The sequence below is a fragment of the Oxalobacteraceae bacterium OTU3CAMAD1 genome (assembly GCA_024123915.1).
Lineage (GTDB): Bacteria > Pseudomonadota > Gammaproteobacteria > Burkholderiales > Burkholderiaceae_D > Rugamonas.
Map to the genome: position 1 here is coordinate 2974239 of CP099650.1, position 23202 is coordinate 2997440.

Consider the following 23202-nt stretch of genomic DNA (forward strand, 5'->3'; position numbering starts at 1 on the left):
CTATGTGGACCAGGATGGTTTTATAAGACATGCCGCCTCCTATGAAGAAATAGCGATCGCCCGCAGCGCATCGGCATCGAGTAACTCGATGCGGCGGTTCTGGACTTCCAGCAGGCCGGCCGCGCGAAACTGCGTCAGTTGACGGCTCACGCTTTCCAGCGCGAGCCCGAGGTGGGATGCGATGTCGTCGCGCGACATGCGCAGTTCGAACGCCGGCGCCGGTGGCGCCGGCGCTTGGTGGCTGGACGCCAGGTCCATTAAAAAAGCGGCCAGCCGCTGCGGCGCCTTGGCGTTACCGAGCAATAGCATGTTGGTTTGCTGGCGTGCCAGCTCGGTGCCGAACAGCGCGTGAAAACGCAGCAGCAGCGTGCTGCGCTGCTGTATCAGGCTGGTGAGCATCGCGTACGAGATCGCGCACACCGTGCTGTCGCACAGCGCGACGGCGTCGCAGCAGTAAGCGTGCGACGACAGCGCGTCCAGACCGAGCAATTGTCCCGGCAGGTAAAAACCGAGCACCTGCGGGCGGCCATCCGGCATCGGCCGTTCGGTTTTGATCTGGCCGCTTGATACGATATATAGATGTTCGAGCGGCATGCCGCGCCGATAAAGCCGTTCGTGCCGCTTGAGGTGTTGGCGGCGCGCGACCGTGTGTTCAAAGCTGTGCAGTTCCGAGGAATCGAGACCAGCCGGCAGGCAATGCTCGCGTGTGGGACATTCGCGGCAGGTGGAAGACAAGCCAGTGCTGGTCTGTTCGGAGCGGGGTACGGCTGAGGTGGACGGCAACATAGCTAGGATCTGAGGCAAGGTATGGGTAGCCTAGCAAGTCTCAAATCAAAAAAAATTGATCTGCGTCAAATTCCTCCCCCTTCGCACACGCTAAATCATACGCCGCACCAGCAGATCGCGGATTTCGCTGATCGCGGCCGCCGGATTGAGTTCCTTCGGACAGACGTCGGTGCAGTTCATGATCGTGCGGCAGCGGAACAGGCGGTAGGCGTCGCTCAGGTCATCGAGCCGTTCCGACGGGATGCTGTCGCGCGTGTCGGCGATGAAGCGGTAGGCCTGCAGCAGCCCGGCCGGGCCGACGAAACGGTCCGGATTCCACCAGAAGGTGGGGCAGGCGGTGGAGCAGCAGGCGCACAGGATGCACTCGTACAATCCGTTGAGTTTTTCGCGGTCTTCAGGCGACTGCAAGCGCTCGCGATCGGTTGGCGGATCGTGATTGACCAGGTAGGGCTTGATCGAGTGGTACTGCTTCCAGAATTCGCTCAGATCGACGATCAGGTCCCGCACCACCGGCACGCCCGGCAGCGGCCGCAGCACGATGGGCTGGCGCGTCGTCGCGATCGGCGCCACGCAGGCCAGGCCGTTCTTGCCGTTGATGTTCATCGCGTCCGAGCCGCATACGCCCTCGCGGCAGGAGCGCCGGAACGACAGGCTGTCGTCGATGTCGCTTTTGATCTGCATGAGCAGGTCGAGCACCATCGTGCCCTTGTAGCCGGCCTGCACAGTGTAGTCCTGCATGCGCGGCGGCTCTCCGGTGTCCGGGTCGTAGCGGTAGATTTTCAGGTGCACGGGACCGTTTTGTGCCATATTTTTTCTCCTATCTCAACCAGGGATGTCAGCGCGGCGCGCGCGCCAGCAGCTTCCACGCGGCGAACGCCGCGCCGCCGAACAGCAGCGCGGTCGTCAGCGGGCCGGAACGCAGGGCGATCGCGGTGTAGGGCGAGCGCTCGTGAACGCGGCTGTACCGGGTGCCCAGCCGCTGCTGCAACTCGTGGCTGTCGGGCGCGTATAAGGTGTCGCGCCGGTCGGGCAGGGCCGGGCGGTCCGATTGCTGCTGCTTGAACATGGTCGCCTTCATATAACGGTCGAAAAGGCGCGGCATGTGAAAGCTGCCGACCGCGATCATCTTCGCGGCGCCTCCCACGTAGACGTCGCGCTGCGGGTGCTGGGCGGCGTGCAGGATGGCGCCGGCGACGACCTCCGGCGCGTACAGCGGCGGCGGCAGGCGCGGCTCGTGTTGCAGGTAGTTCTTGGCGTGCACGGTCAGCATGGTGTCGATGGCGGCCGGCTTGATCAGGGTGACCGAGATCGGCACCCCGTCCTTTTCGATCTCCATGCGCAGCGAGTCGGTGAACCCCTTCACGGCATGCTTGGAGGCCGAGTAGATCCCCTGCAGCGGTATTGCGCGGTCGGACACCTCGCTGCCGACGTTGATCAAGGCGCCACCGTCGCGCTTCATGCGGCGCAGCGCCTCGAGCGAACCGTGCACCACGCCCCAGAAATTGGTCTGGAACAGGCGCTGCCGGTCTTCGTCGGTGACGTCCTCGTGACGGCCGAAGATGGAGACACCGGCATTGTTGACCCAGGTGTCGATGCGGCCGAAGCGGTCGATGGCGGCCTGGCCCAGCTTGGCGACCTCGTCGCGGACACCGACGTCGGTGGGCACGGCCAGCGCCTGCGCGCCGCGCGCGCCCAGCTCCTCGGCCCGCTGGTTGAGGGCCTCGGCGTTGCGCGCGGCCACCACCAGGCTGGCGCCGCCGTCGGCCGCCATGCGCGCCGTCGTCAGGCCGATGCCGCTGGTGGCGCCGGTGATCACTATGACTTGCTCGGACAGTCTTTTCAAAGGAACTTGCATGATCGCTCCGCACGTGAAGTGTGACGAATATTTTGTCACGGGGGATGAGCTGTGGTGTAGGACTGGCGCTTGGTGCCCGGTAGGAGGCGAAATGACGGGCTTTTCGGCTTTTTCCGAACGCTGTAGTCCCTTTGGCGGTTAAAGTTAATGACAAGCCAATATTTTTTTGTCAGAATTCAGTCACTTAATTTAGTATCAACCAGCAACTTACCGCTTGTCACCGTTATTGGGAGTCAACGATGGAAATTCTGGCCGTACTGTCACGCTCGGGCTGGGCGAAAAATTCCTTCATGTGCGGCCTCGTGCTGACCTTGGCGGCCTGCGGGAAGGGCGACGACGGCGGCCAGCATGCCGGCGGTCCGCCGCCTGTGTCGGTGGCGCCGGTGGTCCAGCGCGAGGTGCAGGAGTTCGACGAGTTCACGGCCAGGCTGGAAGCGCCGGACACGGTCGACATACGCTCCCGCGTGGCCGGGATGCTGACCAAGGTGCATTTCCGCGAGGGCCAGGTGGTCAAGAAGGGCGAGCGGCTGTTCACCATCGATCCGCGTCCGTTCGCCGCCGAGGCGGCGCGGCTGGAGGCCCAACTGCTGGCCGCGAAAACCCAGGGTGAATTGAACAGGACCGAGTTGGCGCGCGCGGAAAAGCTGGTGTCGGTGCGTGGCGTCAGCCAGCAGGAAATCGATCAACTGCGCGCGGCGCTGGCGAGCGCCCAGGCCAACGTCAAGGCGGCCGAGGCGGCGCTGTCGCAGGCCAGGCTCAATCTCGAATTCACCAACATCACGGCGCCGGTCACGGGCCGCACCTCGCGCGCCAACATCACCGAGGGTAATCTGGTCAGCGTCGGCGACCCGGTGCTGACGACGGTGGTGTCGAGCGACCGTGTCTACGCCTACTTCGACGCCAGCGAGGCGATCTACCTGAAATATATGCGCTCGGCGCGCGAAGGCTCGCGCGGCTCGTCGCGCGACACGCCCAACGAGGTGCGACTGGGCCTGGCCAACGAGGAGGGCTTCCCGCACGCGGGCAAGATGGACTTCGTCGACAATCGCCTCAATCCGGCCACCGCCTCGATGCGCGGGCGCGCCGTGTTCGACAACAAGGACGGCTTGTACACGCCGGGGTTGTTCGCGCGCCTGCAACTGGTCGGCAGCGGCAAGTACACGGCGACGATGGTGCTGGACCGCGCCATCAGCACCGACCAGACGCGCAAGGTGGTGCTCATCGTCGGCAAGAACAACATCGTCGACCAGCGCGAGGTCAAGACCGGCGCGCTGATAGGCGGCATGCGCGCCGTCACCGGCGTCAAACCCGGCGAACTGGTGATCGTCGACGGCCTGCTGCGCGCCATGCCCGGCGCCCCCGTCACGCCGCAGCAGCTCAAGGTCGACGACAAGGGCGTGCCGATTCCGGCGCCGCCCCCTGGCGCTCCGGCCGCGCCGGCCGCTCCCGCCACCGCCAAGAGCTGAGGGGCGCACGCATGGATATCTCACGGTTTTTCATTGATCGTCCGCGCTTCGCCACCGTTCTTTCGCTGTTCATTTTCCTGGTCGGCGTGCTGGCCATTTTCCAGCTGCCGATTTCGGAGTATCCGGAAGTGGCGCCGCCGCAGATCGTCGTGCGCGCCCAGTTCCCGGGCGCTAATCCGCGCGTGATTTCGGAAACCGTGGCCGCGCCGCTGGAGGAGCAGATCAACGGCCTGGAAAACATGCTGTACTTCGAAAGCCGCGCAACGGCCGACGGCAGCATGGCGCTGACCGTGACGTTCAAGATCGGCACGGTGCCGGAGCAGGCCGAGACGGCGGTGCAGAACCGCATCAACCGCGCCTTGCCACGGCTGCCGGAGATCGTTCGCACCATCGGCGTGACGACCGAGAAGCAGTCGCCCAACCTGACCATGGTGGTGCACATGGTCAGTCCCGACAACAGCCACGACGCGCTCTATCTGCGCAACTACGCCAACCTGAACGTGCGCGACGATTTGCTGCGCATACCGGGCATGGGATCGGTGCTGCAATTTGGCGCGGGCGATTACGCGATGCGCGTGTGGCTCAATCCCCAGCAACTGGCGGCGCGCGGCATGACCGCGGGCGACGTGGTCGCGTCGATCCGCGAGCAGAACGCGCAGGTGGCGGCCGGCGTGGTCGGCTCGCCGCCGTCGCCGGACGACACGGATTTCCAGTTGCAGGTCAACGCGCAGGGCCGCCTGATCACGGAAGAGGATTTTTCCAACATCATCGTGCGCAGCGATCCGGCCAACGGCGCGGTGGTGCGCATCAAGGATATCGGCCGCGTCGAGATGAGCGCCAGTACTTATTCGCTGCGTAGTCTGCTGAACAATAAGGAGGCGGCGGCGATCGCCATCTTCCAGGCGCCGGGATCGAACGCGCTGCAGCTGTCGGACGACGTGCGGGCGACGATGGCGCGCCTGAAGGCCAACTTCCCCAAGGGTGTCGACTACGACATCGTCTACGATCCGACGCGCTTCGTGCAGACGTCGATCGAGAAAGTGGTGCACACGCTGATCGAGGCGGTGCTGCTGGTGGTGCTGGTGGTGATCATCTTCCTGCAAACGTGGCGCGCCTCGGTGATTCCGCTGCTGGCGGTGCCGGTGTCCATCGTCGGCACCTTCGCGGTGCTGCTGTTGCTGGGGTATTCGATCAACACGCTGACGCTTTTCGGGCTGGTGCTGGCGATCGGTATCGTCGTCGATGACGCCATCGTGGTGGTGGAAAACGTCGAGCGCAACATCGCCGATGGCCTTACGCCGCACGCCGCCACGGTCAAGGCGATGAACGAGGTCAGTGGCCCGATCATCGCCATCGCGCTGGTGCTGTGCGCGGTGTTTATTCCGCTGACGTTCGTACCCGGCCTGTCCGGCCAGTTCTACAAGCAGTTCGCCGCGACCATCGCCATTTCGACGGTGATCTCGGCGTTCAATTCGCTGACGTTGTCGCCGGCGCTGGCGGCGCTGCTCCTGCGGCCGCACGACGCGCCCAAGGACCGCCTCTCGCGCGGCATGGACAAGGTGTTCGGCCGCTTCTTCCACTGGTTTAACTGCATGTTCCAGCGCCGCAGCGCGGCTTACAGCCGGGGCGTGACCGGTCTGCTGGGGCGCAAGTCGCTGGTGCTGGTGGTGTACGGCGTGCTGCTGGTGCTGACAGGGCTGCTGTTTACGCGCATTCCGAGTGGTTTCGTGCCGGCGCCGGACAAACAGTATCTGATCGGCGTGGCGCAGCTGCCGGCCGGCTCCTCGCTGGCGCGCACAGAGAAGGTGATCCGCGACATGAGCGACATCGCGCTCAAGGTGCCGGGCATCACCGATTCGATCGCCTTCCCGGGATTGTCGATCGCAGGTTTCTCGGCCTCGCCGAACGAGGGCATCGTCTTCTTCGGCCTGGCGCCGTTCGACAAGCGCACCTCCGGCGACCTGTCGAAGGACGCGATCCTCGGCAAGGTCAATGGCGCGATCCAGCAGATACAGGGCGCGCGCATGTTCGTGGTGCCGCCGCCGGCCGTTGACGGCCTGGGTAACGCGGGCGGCTTCAAGGTGCAGGTGCAGGATCGCGGCAGCCAGGGTGAGCAGGCGCTGTATGGCGCCGTCTGGGGCGTGCTCGGTCAGATCTACGGCAATCAAAAATCGAGCATCGGCACGCCTTATTCGACCTACGACATCAACGTGCCGCAGCTGTTCGCGGACGTCGACCGCACCAAGGCCAAGCAGATGGGCGTGCCGCTGCAGGACATCTACGACACCTTGCAGATCAATCTGGGCTCGCTGTACGTGAACGACTTCACCCGCTTCGGCAAGACCTACCAGGTGGTGGTGCAGGCCGACGCGCCGTTCCGCTCCCGCGCCGACAGCATTGCGCGGCTGGAGACGCGCAATTCGGCCGGACAGATGGTGCCGCTGGGTTCCGTCATGCAGGTCAATCCGACCTTCGGTCCGACCCGGGTGACGCGCTATAACGGCTTCCCTTCGGCGGACATCAACGGCGCCGCCAACCCGGGCTTCTCCAGCGGACAGTCGGAGGCGGAGATCGAGCGCCTGGTCAAGAGCCTCCCGCGCGGCATGTCGTACGAGTGGACCGACCTGGCTTACCAGGACCGGCTGACGCGTTCCGTGACCTTGCCGGGGCTGGACATCAAGATACCGACCCTGGGCGCGGTGCTGTTCCTGTCTGTGGTGCTGGTGGTGCTGGTGCTGACGGCGCAGTACGAGAGCTGGAGCCTGCCGCTGGCCATCATCATGATCGTGCCGATGTGTATTTTGTCGGCGTTGTTCGGTGTGTGGCTGTCGCACTTCCCGCCGTTTGGGCAGGCGGGGGATTTGAATCTGTTCACACAGGTGGCGCTGGTGGTGCTGGTCGGCCTGGCGTGCAAGAACGCGATTTTGATCGTGGAATTCGCCAAGGAGCTGGAAGAGCAGGGCAAGCCGATGGTGGACGCGGTGATCGAGGCCTGCCATTTGCGTCTGCGGCCGATTTTGATGACGTCGATTGCCTTCTGCGCCGGCGTGATACCGCTGATCCTCGGCAGCGGCGCGGGCAGCGAGATGCGCCGCGCGATGGGGATCGCGGTGTTCTCCGGCATGGTCGGCGTGACCTTGTTCGGGATTTTCCTGACGCCGGTGTTCTACGCGCTGCTGCGCAAGGGCACCGAGAAGCGTCGCGCGCATGCGGAAGAACTGCGGCGCGAAATCGACGCCGCCGCGCATCCGTTCCATGCCGGTGTCGATGATGCCGGTCCTGCGGGGGCGCCGGGCGCACCGCATGTCGTGAAGCCTGCGCCTTCCGCGCACGAACCACGCAAGGAGGACTTATGATGACGTCGCGCCGCATGGCATCCCTGCGTCCGGCCGGTCTGGCCGTCGCTGTTGCGCTGGCGCTGGCCGCCTGTTCGAGCGCGCCGCCCGCCAAGCATTTCGAACCGGTGCTGGGCGCCGGCTTCACCAACACGCCGGCCAGCGCCAGGGCCGAGGAGCCGGTCAGCCAGTTCTGGCGCGGCTTCAACGATCCCTTGCTGGACAGCCTGGTGGAGCGCGCGCTGGCGGCCAACACCGACGTGCGTTCGGCCGCAGCGAGCCTGCGCGAGGCGCGCGCGCTGAACCGCTTCGCCGACGCCAATCTGTTGCCCAGCATTGGCGTGAGCGCGGGCGCCGCGCGCATCAGGGGACCGAATGACGCGGGTGTCGTCAGCACCAACAACAACTACTCCGCCGGGCTGGATGTCAGCTGGGAGGCCGATTTGTTCGGCCGCCTGGGCGACGCCCGTCGCGCCGCCGAGGCCAATGTGCTGGTCGGCGCGGCCGGCGTGCGGGCGGCGCAGGTGAGCGTGGCGGCCGAGGTGGCGCGCAACTACTTCGACCTGCGCGGCCTGCAGGAGCAGTTGCGGGTCGCCGTCTCCTCGCTGGAGACGCAGAACGAGGCGCTCAAGCTGGTCGACGCGCGGCTCGATGTTGGCCGTGGCACGGCGCTCGACAGCGAACGCGCGCGGGCGCTGGTCAAATCGACGGCGGCCAATATCCCGGCGCTGGAATCGGCGCTGATACGCACCCGCTACCGCATCGCGGTGCTGTGCGGCCAGCAGCCGACGGCGCTCGACGCGGAGCTGGAGCCGGTCAAGCCTTTGCCGGGCTTGCAGGCGGTCGAGTTGTCGGCGATCGGATCGCCGGCGGCGATGCTGCGGCGCCGTCCCGACATCCAGTTGGCCGAGGCGCAGGTCAGCGCGGCGGCGGCGCAGGGGGGCGTGGCGCGCAGCGCGCTGTTCCCGCAGATCGTGCTTGGGGGGACGTTGGGACAGAATGCGCAGCATCTGAGCGAACTGGCGAAGGGGCCGGCCTATGTCTACAACCTGGGCGCGCAGCTGACGTGGAATCTGCTGGACTTCGGGCGTATCCGCGCGCAGATCGCCGCCGCCGACGCGCGCAACGATGGCGCGATGATCGCGTACGAGCGCGCGGTGCTGACGGCGCTGGAAGAGACAGAGGGCGCGCTGGCGTCGTACACGCGCAGCCAGCGTCAGGCCGCGTTGCTGTATGAGTCGGCGCAGTCGTCGGAGCAGGCCGCGCTGATTGCGCGTGAGCGTTTCGCGGTCGGCTCGACCGACTTCCTGACGGTGCTGGACGCCGAGCGCGAGCTGCTGGCGGCGCGCGACAGGCTGGCGCAGTCGCAGGCGGGAGCGGCCACGACGCTGGTGGCGGTGTACAAGGCGCTGGCGGGAGGATGGGACGTGCCGAGCCAATAAAGTGTGACGCGAACCCATGTTTTTTTTACATCGAACGATTTGACGGCACAAGTTAGTTATACAATTACTACGCGTTGTGTACCCAGTCTTCTGCGTTTGATCGTATTTATTTACGGGGAAAAATCATGCCAAGGTTAAATTATGTGCGGCGCCTGATGGCGCTGGTGATTGTGACTGCGGCAATGGGTTTCGGCTTCGCGAAAGCAGAGGGGACCAGTCCTGTTCCGTACCAACTGCTGATACATACGGACGACATCCCGAATTTTGACGAAAGAGGTTCCGCGAGTAATGTGGTGTGGGACTTTTACGTTGGGTCAGGAGCTTCAATTACCAGCCTCAAGTGGGATGTGAACGTGACGAGTTATGTCGGCAGCTACTTGTCCGAAATGCAAATCACCTTCAGCGATTCCCTGGGCACAGGCGTCACTTTCACGCCCGGCGATGGCGATGATTTTGACGGGACAGCAGACTACGCGGGCTTCCAGAACCTGGGCGACCTGGGACAGATTTTTGCAGTGGGTGCCGATGGCATTTTGCGCGTCGAGTTTCATGACGGATTCAAGGACCTTGCGTTTGACGAACCGGAGGGCAGGTGGAACTACGGCACGCTGTCCGTTGGTGTTTCTCCCGTGCCTGAATCACCTGTCTTTGCGATGATGCTGGGTGGGTTGTTGTTAGTCTCGGCCGTTCTCAAGCGGCGTCGTTGTTAGATCCCAGTACTTCATAGTTGTTCCCGCAGAGTGGCCAGTTCCTCAACGATCGCTACCGGAGTTCGAAAATGTTGACACGCTTTTTCTACCAGTGGATCATCCGGATTTTTTCAAATCAAGGCGCGATAATACTCGCAATGGCATCGGTTTTTTTTGCCGGTCCTGTATATGCTGGAGCAAAATTCGAACCGGCGAAACCAATCGCACTCTATTCCTATTTCGCAACGGGTGATGTGAATGCCGTTGTGACAGCACCATCGGTCCTGCCGACGCCATCATTTGTACTGATGGGTGGAGGGCCCGACGTAGATCCCGCCTTCCGATGGCTGATCCAACGGGCAGGCATCGGACCAGGTACCGGGGGAAGATTTGTGGTCATTCGGGCCACCGGAACAGAGGCATATAACCCCTACATATTTTATAGCGATGAGACGCTGTCGACCTCTAATACAATCGCTGACATGTGGGTGGGCGGCGCCTCCCTGGGCCTGACATCGGTGGAGACGCTGGTGATTCCGAGTGTGAATGCGGCGAATAGCCCGGCCGTCAATGCCATCCTGGCTAAGGCCAACGTCGTGTTTATCGCGGGTGGCGATCAGAGTGATTACATCCGTTTTTGGAAAGGTACGGCCCTCGAACAGACGTTAAAGACATTGATGCAGAAAAATGTCCCTGTCGGCGGCACCAGCGCGGGGCTAGCAGTGCTAGGACAGTTCGATTATTCCGCACTCTATAAATCTGCCACGTCGGAAGCGTCGATGCTCGATCCTTACTCCAAGGACATCACTTTCGACCCAAATCCCTTGAGTTTGCAAGGCGGTTTTATCGCACCGCCGGCGTTGGCAAGTATGATTTTCGATTCCCATTTCGATAGCCGCGATCGCATGGGGCGCTTTATCACCTTTATTTCAAGAATAGTGGCGCCAACGACAACGCCGGGCGGCACCTTCGGATGCATCGGCGGCGTGCTGCCCGCATCCTCCAGCGGCAATATGACCGCGCGCGGCATCGGCATAAGCGTCGAGACTGCATTGCTGGTCCAAGGAAATGGCAACGGGAATCCGGTTACAGCCAAGCGGGTCACCAACCCTTCGACGACAACGGAAAGTGCGGTGTATTTTGTTCGTCCCTCCGTTCCGCCAAGTGTATGCAAATCCAAAACACCCCTGACAGTCCCCAATGTCGAAGTGAAAAAGCTGGCGGACTCGAATACAGTTTTTAATATCACGGACTGGACAGGCGTACCGCTGTATAAACAGCTGGACGTCACCTCCGGCGCGCTGTTTCCTGCGGACTGGTACTGAGGGGCGCGCTGATTGGCGCCGCCCGTGGCGAACACGGAATATTTAAAACGATAATTACCTGGGAGGGAATTGAATGCCATATGAGCGCGGGAACCGGCCGGTTCCAAAGTGTATCGCCGTACGAATACTGGAGGCCTTTGGCCGCACGGCCACGGCCGGTTTGCTGGCCACGCTGGGCGTTCCGGCCGCCGCGCAAGATGCGCAACCAATGCCAAAAGTTGAAATAACCGGCTCTTCGATCAAGCGCCTCAATGCCGAAACCGCGTTGCCGGTGCAGTTAATTACCCGTGCCGACATCGAGAAAAGTGGGACCACCACGGCGGCTGAACTGCTGTCGAAGGTGTCCGCCAACGCGGCCGCGCTGACCGATGGCGCCAGTTTCAGCGACATTGCCGGACAGCGTGGTTTCAACGGCGCCAACCTGCGCGGTATCGGCGTGTCGTCAACGCTCGTATTGCTTAACGGCCGGCGCCTGGCCAACTTTGCCTCGCCGGGCGGCAACGCCGGCGTCGACCTGAACGCGATTCCGTCGGCGGCGATCGACCGGGTCGAAGTGCTCAAGGACGGCGCCTCGGCCATCTATGGGACGGATGCGATCGGCGGCGTGATCAACTTCATTACACGGCGCAATTACGAAGGCGCCGACGCCAGCGCCTACTATGCCGACACCCAGCACGGCGGCGCGCGCAAGGCGATGGCAACTTTGTCGGGCGGCATCGGTAATCTGGCGACCGATCGCTACAACGTGATGGGCGTGCTCGATTACCAGGATACGGGCAGCCTGCGCTCGTCGCAGCGCAGCTGGATCGGTTCGGCCTACCAGCCCGATATCAATCTCGATTCGGGCAGTTCGAATACGTTTCCCGCGAACTTCCGCCGCACGCGCGCCAACGGCACCAGCGCGACCGGCCCCCGGATGAATCCAAGTGCGCCGGCCTGCAATCCGCCGGCAACCGTCTACGCGCCGGAGAGCTTCGTCGGCGCGGCTGCGTGCATGTACGATTACATGCAAGACACCGAGCTCTTCCCGGATTCGAAACGCGTGTCGCTGCTTGCGCGTGGCCAGTTCGCGCTCGACAAGGACACAACCCTGTACGGCGAATTGCTCCTCAACAAAACGTCGACCACCTACCGCATCAGCGCATTGACCATCTCCGGCGAGATTTATCCCCTGGCAGGACAGTACTATCCACATGCGCTAGTGACAACCAATAAAACACCGCTCAACGTCAATATGCGCCTGAGCGAAGGCGGACCACGAACCAACGACATCGATGCCACTGCCACGCGCTTGGTGCTCGGCGGCAAGGGGATAGCGCTGGGCTGGGATTACGACATGGCGCTCAATCACAGTGTCAACAAGGTCGACGACCAGTATGTCGATGGGTACGTCCAGACGACGATGTTCGATAACGCTTTCGCGTCCGGCATCATCAATCCTTTCGGACCCTCCGGTCCTGAAGGGCGGGCCCTGCTGGCCGCCGCCAAGGTCAACGATCTGGCGCGCCACTCGCGCGGCACGACCGATTCGTTCGATGTCAAGGCCACGCGCGACCTGTTCGAGATGGCTGGCGGCAGCGCTGCCGTTGCGATCGGCGTTGAGTACCGGCGCGAAAAAATGGCGTTTACGCCGTCTGCATTGCTGATGGCGGGGGAAATTCGCGGCGAAGGCACGGCCACGCCGTTTTCGGGCGGACGCAACGTCAAGGCCGCGTATGCCGAGTTCAACCTGCCTTTGCTGACCAGCCTGGAGGCCCAGTTGGCGTTGCGCCATGACCGCTACAACGACGTGGGCTCGACGACCAATCCGAAGGTCGGCGTGCGTTGGAATCCGATGAAGCAGTTGGTGGTGCGCGGCTCGTATGGCACCGGCTTTCGCGCGCCGTCGCTTGCCGACCTGTACAGCCCTGTGCGGCTGGGCCAGGCCAACGGCATCTACAACGACCCGCTCGGCTGCATCAAGGTCGGGGCCATCGATAATACCGAAAATCCCGATTACTGCGGCCTGCAACCGGATAAGCTCAGGGGTGGCTCGCCGCAGCTGCGCCCGGAGGAGTCGAAGCAGTATTCGCTGGGCCTCGTGCTCGAACCGCGTCGCGACCTCACGGCAACACTGGACTATTGGCGCATCAAGAAAACAGATGTGATTGTCTCTCCGGAAGGGTCTTACTTCACCGATCCGGTGCGCAATGCCGCCTTCATCATCCGCGGCGAGCCCGACCCGGAACTGCCAGGTATACCTGGCCCGATCCTGTCGATCGATTCGCGGCTGCGCAATATCGGCGCGCTGGAAACCTCGGGCGTCGACCTGGGCTTCAACTGGCGCTCGCCGGCCACCGGCCTGGGCAGATTGGGTGTCACGCTCAACGGCACTTATGTGTTCGACTACAAAACGCGCGAGGCGGCCGACGGCCCCGATCTCAGCGCGCTGGGCGTGTACACCAACGACCAGGTAATCCAGCGGTGGCGTCATACGGTGAGCCTGGACTACGACCGTGGCCCGCTCAGCATGACACTGCAGCAAACCTTCCTGAGCGGCTATCGTGACCAAAACTTGCTGGCCGATGGGTCGGTCCATCGCGTCGACTCCTATTCCTTGCTCGACCTGACCGGCGCGTACCAAATTTCGACGGCGCTGAGGCTACGGGCCGGTATCAAGAACCTGCTCGACAAGAATCCGCCGCGCTCGAACCAGTTGTTCAGTTTTTCTGTCGGTTACGATCCCAGTTATACCGATCCGCGCGGGCGTCAGTTCTTCACTGCGCTGGCTTACTCGTTCAAATAGGGTATGGAAGGCATCGTGATGCAGGTCGGAACGAACCGCCTCGGCGGGCTGGCGGTGTTGATCAGGTAAAAATATGGTTCGCAAAACCGCAAGTGACACGCAAGAGAAAAAAGTGCTCGACGATATAGAGGCGTTCGGGTGGCATTGCGTGAACGTATTAGCCGAGGAGGGTCTCCCAGGCTTTTCGTTCAGTGTCGGGAACTACCATTCGTATAAGCACCCGGAGTTCATCATCTTTGGGCTGAGACCGGAGGTGGCACACCAAATATTGAATCTTGCACTTGCTGGATTGAACGACGGGGCCATTGTTGATCTGTCAGCGCCCACCGATGAGCTTCTTAACGGAAACTCATGCGTGTTCGTCAAGGTGCCCGAAGCCGAATATCATGAACATGTGGGCTTCTGCCGCTGGTATTACGAAGGGAATTCCTTTCCTCTTTATCAAATTGTGTGGCCCTCCAAGAATGGATATTTTCCGTGGCACGCAGAGGCAAGCGAGGCGTTCCGCGCTGCGCAGCCCGTGCTTGCCCACAGCGACGGCGCATGAATCTGATGCGTTGCGTGCAGCAAATGTCCGCTCTGGCGGGGGAACCGCCCTGTATGATGGTCTCCCGAGAAAAAATCAGGTGACTAACCATGACTAAATTTCTTATCTCCTTTCCAGCGAGTGCGATGGATGTTCCTGACGAAGACATGGCGGCTGTTTCCGAGGCGTCGCGTAAGGTGATCCGAGATGCCAAGGCTGCCGGCGTTTATGTTTTTGCCGGGGGCATCAATAGTGAAGTCGCCTCGCTGATGGTCGCAGCTGATGGGAGCTGCACCGACGAGACCTATCGGCAAACCAAAGAATTCGACGGAGGATTTTGCGTACTTGAGCTCCCGTCCAGGGCAGCCGCTGTCGATTGGGCGGCCAGGCTTGCTTCAGCCTGCCGTTGTGCACAGGAACTTCGTGAGTTCTACTATGATCCAGAGAGCTGAACTGAAGTTTGCGTAAGCTTGCCGTCCTTTCTGCCGGCGGGTTTGCAAGCCGTTGCGTCAAGTCTGGGAATGCACCGTTCCGTCCCCATCTGGTTGGTATTCACCGACCACACCGGAACTGATATGCGAATTTTCCTGCGCGCGCTCGTGATTGCCGTCGTCCTCATTCTCGGCCACGGTTTGCTGGAGCCAGCCATTGAACGGGCGCTCTATCCGATGCGCCTGGCGGCGATGCCCAAGCCCGGGCAACTGGCGATGCCGGTCGAGGGCGTGCAAGCGGTTGCGCTGCGCGACACCTGGGGGGGCGCTCGCGGCACGGACCGCAAACATGAAGGCATCGACATTTTCGCCGAGCGCGGCACCCGCGTGCTGTCGAGCACCGAGGGCATAATCCTAAAGGTCGGCACCAACAACCTCGGTGGCCGGGTAGTGTGGGTGATGGGGCCGGGCGGCCAGCGGCATTACTACGCCCACCTCGATCGCTATGCGAACGTCGAGGCGGGCATGCACATCGAGGCTGGCCGGGTGTTGGGCTTTGTTGGCAATACGGGCAATGCGCAAAGCACGCCGCCGCATTTGCACTACGGCGTGTACGACCTCGGTGGTGCGATCAACCCGTATCCGTTGCTGCGCGCCGAACCTCTTATGGCTGGGGGCGTGTCCGAATGACAGATGTGACCCTGGCCTTGCTGCAGTCGCTTCGATGCCTTGCCGGTGGCTGCGCATGCATGGCCGATTACGCGCTGCGCGCTCTAAGGCCTAGGGCAGTAGGCCGCCTCTTCGATGGGCCTCGGGGCGGATTGGCGGGCCCCGCCCGCTAATCCGCCCTACGTGTCTCCGCAGGTTCGGCGCGTTCAAGGTTCGTTCGCACGCGCTGCAATAGTGACAGCAGCTGCGCGCATTCTTCGTCGCTCATGCCGGTGACGGCAAGGTTCGATACCTCCGCTCCCAGCGCCTGCAAACCCTGGATTACCGTTAAACCTTCTTCAGTTAGCCGTAATCGCGCGCTGCGTCGGTCGTTTTCATCGACCTGCGCGTCAAGCAGCTTCTTGTCGCGCAACCCGCGCATCAGGCGCGCCAGCTGCGCCTTGTCGCGCCCCGAGTGCGCCACCAGCTCGCTCTGGCTGGCGCCAGGATGCCTGGCGAAAAAGCCCAACACCTTGTATTCCATGTGCGTGAGCTCGTGCCCGGTGTCGCGCAGGCTGCGCAGCTGCATCGACCGGTACATGTGCATGAGCGTGTGGATCGAGTCGAAAACGGCCTCGGCCGGACCGCTGCCAAATTGGTTGACAACGTTAACTTGTTTCTGTAGATTGGAGGACATTGTCAACTAAAAGGTGATTTGCATGAATGATAAACGTATCCAGCGTGTTCGTCACGAACTCAAGCCGCGCGAAGTCACGGTCAGCGATGTGAAGCAACTGGCGCCGAATTTCGTTAGCGTAACATTCAAAGGCGAGAGCCTGCACGATTTCGTCTCTTTGTCGTATGACGATCACGTTAAATTTATCCTGCACGACGCCGCCGGCGAGCGCGTGATGCGCGACTATACGCCGCGCCATTACGACCGCGACGCCCGCGAGCTGACCCTCGAATTCGCGCTGCACACCGAGGGCCATATGACCGATTGGGCGCGCCAGGCGCGGGTCGGCCAGCAGGCCGTCATCGGCGGCCCGAAGGGATCGATGATCATCCCGGCCGACTACACCTGGCAGATCCTGGCGGGCGACGCCACCGCCTTGCCGGCGATCCGCCGCCGCCTGGACGAGTTGCCGGCGTCCGCCGACGTGCTGGTGCTGGTGACCGGCGAGGAAGCCGCGGCGCTGAAGTTCGCCAGCGCCGCGCGCCTGCGCGTGCAGCTGGTGCCGACACCGGACGATATCGTCGAGGCGTTCCGCGCCATGCAGCTGCCCGAGGGCGACGGCTTTATCTGGTGCGCGGGCGAGGCGCAGATGGCCAAACAGGTGCGCGATATCCTGTTTGTCGACAAGGGCTTTTCGCGCGAGGCTGCGCGGATTTCGGCGTACTGGAAGAAGGGCGCGTCCGCCCATCACGAAAACCTCGAATAATCGATCAGGGAACCGGCGTCCCGGGTGACTGTTGAGTCTGTTGTTAGTGCTGACCATACCCTAAAATGTACCTTCAGGTTCGGATATGGGGTTTGCATGAAAGTACGTACGGAGGCGCGCCGCCAGGCGATCATCGAGGCGGCGGCGAAGCTGTTCCAGGAGGCGGGCTACGAAGGCGCGTCGATGAACGAGCTGGCCAAGCGCCTGGGTGGTTCGAAGGCGACGCTATACGGATACTTCCCGTCGAAGGAGGAGTTGTTCGGCGCCGTCGTCAGGACTGTCGCCACGACGCAGCTGTTCGACGCGACGCGCGAGCTGGCGGCCAATGTGGTCGGCCGCACCGCGCTGGAGATGGCGCTGATCCACTTCGGCGAGCGCATGCTGCACGTGCTGACCAACGATAAGAAGGCGGTGGCCGTCTATCGCATGGTGGTGGCCGAGGCGGGACGCTCGGACGTGGGGCAGCTGTTCTACGACGCCGGGCCGAGCGAATCGATCACGGCCCTGGCGTCGGTGCTGGAGGCGGCCATGGAGCGCGGCGAGATCCGGCGCGCCGACGCGCGGGTGGCGGCGCTGCAGTACACGGCGCTGGTGACGGCCGAGGTGACCGCCCGGATTTTCCAGCAAGACCCGCCGCAGCTGGCGCTCAAGGAGATCCAGCAAATGGTGACACGGGCGGCCGATTTGTTCTTCGCCGGTATGACGCCGCGATGACAAACCCATAGTAAAAAATGATGTGGCTAAAATGCCCAAAGTGAGAGAACGCACGCACCGGACTGGTGCAACAAGCGCACAATACCTGTCTTGTTGAAGGAGATTATCATGTCCAGTAGCCACACTTTTCGTCCCGATCTGGTGTCGTCGGAAATCGTCAAAACCGGCATCGAACTGGCGGATCGGGAAGGGCCGGACAGCGCCGCCGCCTACCTGAGCGAGCGCGGAGTGCTGGAGCCGGTGATCAACAGGGTCATCGCCGAGCCGGCGCATCGCCGCAACATGGGCCGGCTGCGCGGCAAGGATGAGAGCTTGCTGGCGGAAGAGGCCTCGCGGTACAAGTTTATCCGTTGAGCGGCTGATCGCACGGCTGACCCGGCTGTTGCGGGTCCGCCACGTCCATGTTGCACTGCCGCGAGCTGTTTAGCAGGTGTCGCCGTACCTTTCGACGGTCGCCGCGTGCTGCGATGCAATAATAATAATCCTTTACAAAATCCTCTGTTGCGCTAAAGTTCACCTACCGATGATAACGCTAACTTGATGTTGGCCGACATCCCCGGATAAATTCCCAATTCAGACAAGAGTCCGCGCCCCGATCTAGGGCGCATAACTCAGAACTGAAATGATAGCGCTAACTTCAACTTGGAGAGATGGATGGAAAGTTCCGGCAGCCCGCAGGACAGCGCGATACGCTGGGTCGTCATGGGCGTGAGCGGCTGCGGCAAGAGCACGATCGGCCAGGCGCTGGCGACGGCCCAAGGCGTCCCGTTCGTCGAGGGCGACCAGTTCCATCCGGCGGCCAACGTCGCGAAGATGTCGGCCGGACAGCCGCTGACCGACGACGACCGCGCCGATTGGCTGCTGGCGCTGCAGGCGAAGGTGGGCGAGGCGCGTCTGGCCGGCGTCGGCCTGGTGCTGTCCTGCTCGTCGCTGAAGCGTCGCTATCGCGACCTGCTGCGGGCGGCCGATCCGGCGCTGCGTTTCGCCCATCTGAGCGGCGCGCGCGAACTGATCGCCGACCGCATGCAGGCGCGCGTCGGGCATTACATGCCGTCGTCGCTGCTGGACAGCCAATTCAAGGATCTGCAACCGCTACAGGCCGACGAGGCCGGAATCACCTTGGCCATCACGGCGCCGCCGGCGCAACTGGTCGCACAGATACTGGCCAGCGAAGGCAGGGCCGCGTCCAGGGGCGACGGATTGGAGTAACGGAATACGGGGGAAGCAAAACGCAGCAAAAGGCAGCAAAACGCAGCGGACCGTCAGCAGTACCGCGCGCAAACAACTACAGACCAAGAACCGGAGACTAAAATGACTACACCTACACGTAACACCATCATGCGCCTGGCCGTCGCCAGCGCTTGCAGCTGGATCGCCTTATCAGCCCAGGCCCAAGCCCAGGTCCAGGCGCAAGCCCAGACCGAGGCTCAAGCTCAAACCCAAACCCCGCCGGCCGGCGCCGACGCGCAGGTCGCCACAGCGCAGGACACCGCTCCGGCGGCGGCCCAAGCCCAAGCCCCTGCCGCGCCGGAAGCGGCGGCGCCGGTGGAGAATGTGGTTACCGTGTCCGGTTCGCGCATCGCCGCGCGCGGCTTCACGCAGCCGACACCGACCACCACCTTGAGCGCCGACGACCTGGCCAAGGGCGCGCAGCCGAATATCTTCAACAGCATCGCCGAACTGCCAGCGCTGCAAGGCAGCACCGGCCGCACCACCAGCACCAACAGCACCAGCAGCGGTGTCCAGGGTTTAAGCTCGCTGAGTTTGCGCGGCCTGGGCGCGATCCGCACGCTGACACTGCTGGACGGCCAGCGCGTGGTCGGCGCCAACGTCACCGGCGTGACGGACGTCAGCCAGTTCCCGCAACTGCTGATCAAGCGCGTGGACGTGGTGACCGGCGGCGCCTCGGCGTCGTATGGCTCGGACGCCATCGGCGGCGTCGTCAACTTCATCACCGACAAGCGCTTCCAGGGTTTCAAGGCCAATGTGCAGGGCGGCATGACCACCTACCACGACGACAAGAACGGCACCTTGCAGGCCGCGTGGGGCAAGTCCTTCATGGACGACCGCCTGCACGTGCAGGTCAGCGGCGAATACGGCCGCCAGAAGGGCATCGAGTCGCCGGGCTTCGGCGAGGTTGGTCCGAACGGCCGCACGTGGTATCAGAATCCGGCCTTCCAGGTCCGTCCGCTGTCGCAGACCAACGACGGCAAGCCGCAGTACTATTCGGTGCTGCACGCGCAGCAGTACCAGTACGCCAAGTATGGCCTGATCACCAACGGCCCGCTGCAGGGCACCGCCTTCGGCGCGAACGGCCAGCCTTACCAGTTCAACTACGGTTCCAACGGCGTGCCGACCGGCACCGGGGCGGTGACCGGCTGTATCAATCCGCTGTGCGTCGGCGGTGACTTGAGCGGCAGCGTCGGCGCCGGCACCAACCTGGCGATGGACCTGACGCGCCAGGTGGCCTATACGCGCGTCGGCTTCGACATCAACCCGGATCATGAGATCTACATGACGGCCAATTTCGGCAAGGTGAAGTCGGCCTTCTCGCCGAATCCCGGCGCCGCCAAAAACGCCAACCTGACTATCCAGTGCAGCAATCCCTACCTGCCGGCGTCGATCGCCGCCGCTTGCGCTGCCAATAACATCACCAGCTTCCAGTACGGAACGGCCAACGCCATCTTCCCGGAAAATATCAACGTCCACCCGACGCGCCAGATGGAGCGCGTGGTCGTCGGCGGCACCGGCAAGTTCCAGTTGATGGGCAAGGAATGGTCGTATGACGCCTACGCCGAACATGGCGCCAACAAGACCGACATCATCGTCAACGACATGACGCTGAACGCCCGCTACAACGCCGCCATCGACGCCGTGCGCGGGCCTGACGGCACTATCGTCTGCCGCAATCCAATCGCCGCCGCATCCGGCTGCAAGCCGCTCAACATCATCGGCAACAACCCGGTCGACGCGGCCACCTGGAATTACATCGCGCCGGAAAACGGTCCGCGCCAGCACACCCGCCAGACCCAGGATGTCGCCAGCGTCAACTTCAGCGGCGAGGCGTTCGAGTCGTGGGCAGGTCCGATCGCCGTGGCCACCGGCGCCGAATACCGCCGCGAACACTATAAGGTCACCGGCGACCCGTACGGCAACGGCATCTTCCCGGACAGCCAGAACACCGCCCAATATCCAGCCGACCCGCTGCTGAACACCACCGTCGGTAACAACTGGTACGCCGGTAACTACCACAACGCCCAAGGCACATACAATGTCAAGGAAGCGTATGTGGAGTTCAACGTGCCGGTGCTGAAGTCCGCCACCTGGGGTGAAGCCAACCTCAATCTGGCCGACCGCCACACCAAATACAGCACCTCGGGCCATGTGGAAAGCTGGAAGCTGGGCGCCAACTGGAAGACCGGCATCGACGGCCTGCGCCTGCGCGCGGTGACATCTAAAGACGTGCGCGCACCGAATCTGAGCGAGCTGTATGCGGCGCAGGTGGTGGTCAACAACGTGGTCGCGTACCAGGGCAACACGATCGCGATCCAGCAGCGCACCGTGGGGAACACCCGTCTGCGTCCGGAGATCGCCCGCAACAACACCGCCGGTATCGTGTTGACGCAGCCATCGTGGGCGCCGGGCTTCAGCGCCTCCATCGATTACTTCGACATCAAGGTCGAAGGCGTGATCTCGGCGCTGACCGCGCAGCAGGAGGTCGATCTGTGCGTGGCCGGTAATCAGGAGATCTGCGGCGCGATGGTGCTCAACAGCCCTGTGGCGACCAATAACTACGTGACGGTGCAGGCGTTCAACCTGGCGTCGCTGCGCGTGAAGGGCTATGACCTGGAAGGCGCCTACCGCATGAATCTGAAGGGACTGGGCATCCCGGGCCGCCTCACCTTGCGTGCGCTGGTCACCCGTAACATCAGCTTCCTGACCGACCCAGGCGTCGTCGGCACGATTCCTTCGGAAGGCGCGGGCGCCAACCTGGGCGCGACGCCCAAGTGGAAGGGCTTGGCCTCGCAGTCGTGGGATACCGACAAGTACAGCCTGACCCTGACCGAGCGTTGGATCAGCAAAGGCGTATACAGCAACGAGTACATCGAGTGCCAGACCAATTGCCCAGTCTCGACGACGATCCACCCGACCATCTTCGACAACAAGATGAAGGGCGCGTTCTACGTCGATCTGGGTGGCACGTACAAGCTGGGTGACAAAACCACCGCCTACTTCAAGATCGATAATATCGGCAACGTCGATCCGGCGCCAGCTCCCCAGGCCAACCTTAGCTACGGTATCAACCCGCAGCTGTACGATGTGCTGGGCCGCGTCTACCGCGTCGGCGTTCGCTACAACTTCTAACCTCAACCCGAGGGCGCCGTCATGAACATTACCAGTCCGTTGGCGGCGCTGTTCGGCGTCACGCCAGCCGTCTGGGGCATGCTGGCCGTCGGCTTGTCCGTCGGCCTGCTGACCCTTTTGATCGCCTGGGGCAAAGTGCAGCCGCTGCTGGCGTTCGTGGTGGCCGCGCTGGCGGCGGCGCTGTTGCTCGGCATGCCGCTGGATACCATCCCCAAATCGATCGACAAGGGGATCGGCGACCTGCTTGGATCGCTGATCGTCATTGTCTGCCTGGGCGCGGTGTTCGGTAAGCTGATCGCCGACAGCGGCGCCGCCCAGCGCATCGCCAGTTACCTGATAAGCGTATTCGGTTCGGCGCGCATGCCGGTAGCGCTGACACTGACCGGCTTCGTCGCCGGGATTCCCCTTTATTACAACGTCGGTTTCGTGCTGCTGGTGCCGCTGGTTTTCTCGCTGGTGTATCAGAGCGGTCGGCCTGCGGTGGCGCTGGCGATACCGCTGCTGGCCGGGCTGTCGATCGCGCATGGCTTCCTGCCGCCGCATCCATCGCCGACCGCGCTGGTGGCGCAGTTCCATGCCGATATGGGCCGCACCTTGTTCTACGGGATGATCGTCGCCATACCGACGCTAATCATCGCCGGTCCGATCTTTGCGATGACCTTAAAGCGCATTCACAGCGAGCCGGCGCCGATGTTCCGCGCCGGGTTGCTGGAGGAGGCGCAGCTGCCTGGTGTCTTCAACAGCTTCGCCACGGCGCTGCTGCCGGTCTGGCTGCTGGCCGCCGCCACCGCGCTGACCATGGTGCCAACCGAGGACGCGGCGCTGAAGTCGGTCATCAACTTCATGGCCAACCCGATGATCGTGATGCTGATCGCGCTGGCCGTGGCGCTGGTGACGCTTGGTCTGGCGCGCGGTAAAAGTCTGCCGGCGCTGATGGCCGGCGCGCAGGACGCTTTGCGCGACATCGCGCCCATTCTGTTGGTGATCGCAGGGGCGGGCGCGCTGAAGCAGGTGCTGGTCGATTCCGGCGTGAGCGGGGAGTTGGGCAGGCAGCTGGGCGGCCTGCCGGTGCCGCCGCTGGTATTGGGCTGGCTGGTGGCCACCCTGATACGTATCTGCCTTGGCTCGGCCACGGTGGCGGGACTGACGGCTGCCGGCATCGTCGCGCCGCTGGTGGAAAGTTCGGGCATCGATCCGAGCTTGATGGTGCTGGCGATCGGCGCCGGCAGTTTGATGTGCAGCCACGTGAACGATTCCGGATTCTGGATGTTCAAGGAATACTTCGGCCTGTCGCTGAAGGACACCTTCCGCTCGTGGACGTTGATGGAGACGCTGGTTGGCGTCTTCGGGCTGATTTTCGTGTTGCTCCTATCGATCTTTATCTAAGGACTAA

The 23202-nt window shown here is 62.9% G+C and carries 19 protein-coding genes; 15 read left to right on the forward strand and 4 right to left on the reverse strand.

Features of this window, described 5'->3' with window-relative positions; all coding sequences use genetic code 11:
* Nucleotides 1-39 precede the first annotated feature (39 nt).
* The 3 genes from NHH88_12870 to NHH88_12880 all read right to left on the reverse strand — a co-directional run bounded on the left by NHH88_12870 (nt 40) and on the right by NHH88_12880 (nt 2641).
* On the reverse strand, nt 40-735 hold the full coding sequence (locus tag NHH88_12870; protein ID USX16614.1) for a Crp/Fnr family transcriptional regulator: 696 nt from the start codon (nt 733-735) through the stop codon (nt 40-42).
* A 141-nt stretch (nt 736-876) separates the two neighbouring features.
* Entirely contained in the window at nt 877-1593 is a 717-nt protein-coding gene (locus NHH88_12875; protein ID USX16615.1) for a succinate dehydrogenase iron-sulfur subunit, read from the reverse strand.
* A gap of 28 nt (nt 1594-1621) precedes the next feature.
* A complete protein-coding gene (locus tag NHH88_12880; protein ID USX16616.1) occupies nt 1622-2641 on the reverse strand; it encodes an SDR family oxidoreductase in 1020 nt (339 codons plus the stop codon).
* Between the two features lie 239 nt (nt 2642-2880).
* Between NHH88_12880 and NHH88_12885 the strand changes: the two genes are divergently transcribed.
* The 9 genes from NHH88_12885 to NHH88_12925 all read left to right on the forward strand — a co-directional run bounded on the left by NHH88_12885 (nt 2881) and on the right by NHH88_12925 (nt 15330).
* Complete coding sequence (locus NHH88_12885; protein ID USX16617.1) at nt 2881-4107, forward strand: efflux RND transporter periplasmic adaptor subunit; 1227 nt, start codon at nt 2881-2883, stop codon at nt 4105-4107.
* A gap of 11 nt (nt 4108-4118) precedes the next feature.
* Nucleotides 4119-7463: an efflux RND transporter permease subunit gene (locus tag NHH88_12890; GenBank protein USX16618.1), complete on the forward strand. Its 3345-nt coding sequence runs from the start codon at nt 4119-4121 to the stop codon at nt 7461-7463.
* Complete coding sequence (locus NHH88_12895; protein ID USX16619.1) at nt 7460-8884, forward strand: TolC family protein; 1425 nt, start codon at nt 7460-7462, stop codon at nt 8882-8884. Before NHH88_12890 ends, NHH88_12895 begins: the two co-directional genes overlap by 4 nt.
* 125 nt (nt 8885-9009) lie before the next feature.
* On the forward strand, nt 9010-9594 hold the full coding sequence (locus tag NHH88_12900) for a PEP-CTERM sorting domain-containing protein (GenBank protein ID USX16620.1): 585 nt from the start codon (nt 9010-9012) through the stop codon (nt 9592-9594).
* A gap of 68 nt (nt 9595-9662) precedes the next feature.
* Nucleotides 9663-10898: a cyanophycinase gene (locus NHH88_12905; GenBank protein USX16621.1), complete on the forward strand. Its 1236-nt coding sequence runs from the start codon at nt 9663-9665 to the stop codon at nt 10896-10898.
* Between the two features lie 208 nt (nt 10899-11106).
* A complete protein-coding gene (locus NHH88_12910; protein ID USX16622.1) occupies nt 11107-13683 on the forward strand; it encodes a TonB-dependent receptor in 2577 nt (858 codons plus the stop codon).
* A gap of 73 nt (nt 13684-13756) precedes the next feature.
* Nucleotides 13757-14230 carry a DUF4262 domain-containing protein gene (locus NHH88_12915; protein USX16623.1) on the forward strand — a complete coding sequence of 158 codons (474 nt, stop codon included), beginning with the start codon at nt 13757-13759 and terminating at the stop codon, nt 14228-14230.
* A gap of 89 nt (nt 14231-14319) precedes the next feature.
* Nucleotides 14320-14661: a YciI family protein gene (locus NHH88_12920; protein USX16624.1), complete on the forward strand. Its 342-nt coding sequence runs from the start codon at nt 14320-14322 to the stop codon at nt 14659-14661.
* Between the two features lie 123 nt (nt 14662-14784).
* Nucleotides 14785-15330 (forward strand): M23 family metallopeptidase, encoded by a 546-nt coding sequence (locus tag NHH88_12925; protein USX17334.1) that lies wholly within the window; start codon nt 14785-14787, stop codon nt 15328-15330.
* Between the two features lie 148 nt (nt 15331-15478).
* Here NHH88_12925 and NHH88_12930 read toward each other — a convergent pair whose 3' ends face one another.
* Complete coding sequence (locus NHH88_12930; GenBank protein USX16625.1) at nt 15479-15985, reverse strand: MarR family transcriptional regulator; 507 nt, start codon at nt 15983-15985, stop codon at nt 15479-15481.
* 22 nt (nt 15986-16007) lie between these two features.
* On the opposite strand from NHH88_12930, the gene NHH88_12935 reads away from it, so the two are divergent.
* From NHH88_12935 to NHH88_12960, 6 genes are all read left to right on the forward strand, one after another.
* A complete protein-coding gene (locus NHH88_12935) occupies nt 16008-16730 on the forward strand; it encodes a siderophore-interacting protein (protein ID USX16626.1) in 723 nt (240 codons plus the stop codon).
* A 96-nt stretch (nt 16731-16826) separates the two neighbouring features.
* Nucleotides 16827-17444, forward strand: a complete 618-nt coding sequence (locus NHH88_12940; protein ID USX16627.1) for a TetR/AcrR family transcriptional regulator — start codon at nt 16827-16829, stop codon at nt 17442-17444.
* A gap of 108 nt (nt 17445-17552) precedes the next feature.
* The gene (locus NHH88_12945) at nt 17553-17798 is read left to right on the forward strand and encodes a hypothetical protein (GenBank protein USX16628.1); all 246 of its coding nucleotides are present in this window, start codon (nt 17553-17555) and stop codon (nt 17796-17798) included.
* Between the two features lie 300 nt (nt 17799-18098).
* On the forward strand, nt 18099-18653 hold the full coding sequence (locus tag NHH88_12950) for a gluconokinase (protein ID USX16629.1): 555 nt from the start codon (nt 18099-18101) through the stop codon (nt 18651-18653).
* A gap of 102 nt (nt 18654-18755) precedes the next feature.
* Nucleotides 18756-21809 carry a TonB-dependent receptor gene (locus NHH88_12955; protein USX16630.1) on the forward strand — a complete coding sequence of 1018 codons (3054 nt, stop codon included), beginning with the start codon at nt 18756-18758 and terminating at the stop codon, nt 21807-21809.
* 21 nt (nt 21810-21830) lie between these two features.
* Nucleotides 21831-23195, forward strand: coding sequence for a GntP family permease (locus tag NHH88_12960; GenBank protein ID USX16631.1), 1365 nt, complete (start codon nt 21831-21833; stop codon nt 23193-23195).
* The last annotated feature ends 7 nt before the right edge of the window (nt 23196-23202 follow it).

Bases quoted from the DNA above. Each gene is read 5' to 3' on its own strand.
- NHH88_12885 (USX16617.1), top strand. From the start codon at position 2,881: ATGGAAATTCTGGCCGTACTGTCACGCTCGGGCTGGGCGAAAAATTCC.
- NHH88_12930 (USX16625.1), bottom strand. From the start codon at position 15,985: ATGTCCTCCAATCTACAGAAACAAGTTAACGTTGTCAACCAATTTGGC.
- NHH88_12900 (USX16620.1), top strand. From the start codon at position 9,010: ATGCCAAGGTTAAATTATGTGCGGCGCCTGATGGCGCTGGTGATTGTG.
- NHH88_12880 (USX16616.1), bottom strand. From the start codon at position 2,641: ATGCAAGTTCCTTTGAAAAGACTGTCCGAGCAAGTCATAGTGATCACC.
- NHH88_12890 (USX16618.1), top strand. From the start codon at position 4,119: ATGGATATCTCACGGTTTTTCATTGATCGTCCGCGCTTCGCCACCGTT.
- NHH88_12950 (USX16629.1), top strand. From the start codon at position 18,099: ATGGAAAGTTCCGGCAGCCCGCAGGACAGCGCGATACGCTGGGTCGTC.
- NHH88_12875 (USX16615.1), bottom strand. From the start codon at position 1,593: ATGGCACAAAACGGTCCCGTGCACCTGAAAATCTACCGCTACGACCCG.
- NHH88_12910 (USX16622.1), top strand. From the start codon at position 11,107: ATGCCAAAAGTTGAAATAACCGGCTCTTCGATCAAGCGCCTCAATGCC.
- NHH88_12925 (USX17334.1), top strand. From the start codon at position 14,785: ATGCGAATTTTCCTGCGCGCGCTCGTGATTGCCGTCGTCCTCATTCTC.
- NHH88_12920 (USX16624.1), top strand. From the start codon at position 14,320: ATGACTAAATTTCTTATCTCCTTTCCAGCGAGTGCGATGGATGTTCCT.
- NHH88_12915 (USX16623.1), top strand. From the start codon at position 13,757: ATGGTTCGCAAAACCGCAAGTGACACGCAAGAGAAAAAAGTGCTCGAC.
- NHH88_12905 (USX16621.1), top strand. From the start codon at position 9,663: ATGTTGACACGCTTTTTCTACCAGTGGATCATCCGGATTTTTTCAAAT.
- NHH88_12960 (USX16631.1), top strand. From the start codon at position 21,831: ATGAACATTACCAGTCCGTTGGCGGCGCTGTTCGGCGTCACGCCAGCC.
- NHH88_12935 (USX16626.1), top strand. From the start codon at position 16,008: ATGAATGATAAACGTATCCAGCGTGTTCGTCACGAACTCAAGCCGCGC.
- NHH88_12940 (USX16627.1), top strand. From the start codon at position 16,827: ATGAAAGTACGTACGGAGGCGCGCCGCCAGGCGATCATCGAGGCGGCG.
- NHH88_12945 (USX16628.1), top strand. From the start codon at position 17,553: ATGTCCAGTAGCCACACTTTTCGTCCCGATCTGGTGTCGTCGGAAATC.
- NHH88_12895 (USX16619.1), top strand. From the start codon at position 7,460: ATGATGACGTCGCGCCGCATGGCATCCCTGCGTCCGGCCGGTCTGGCC.
- NHH88_12955 (USX16630.1), top strand. From the start codon at position 18,756: ATGACTACACCTACACGTAACACCATCATGCGCCTGGCCGTCGCCAGC.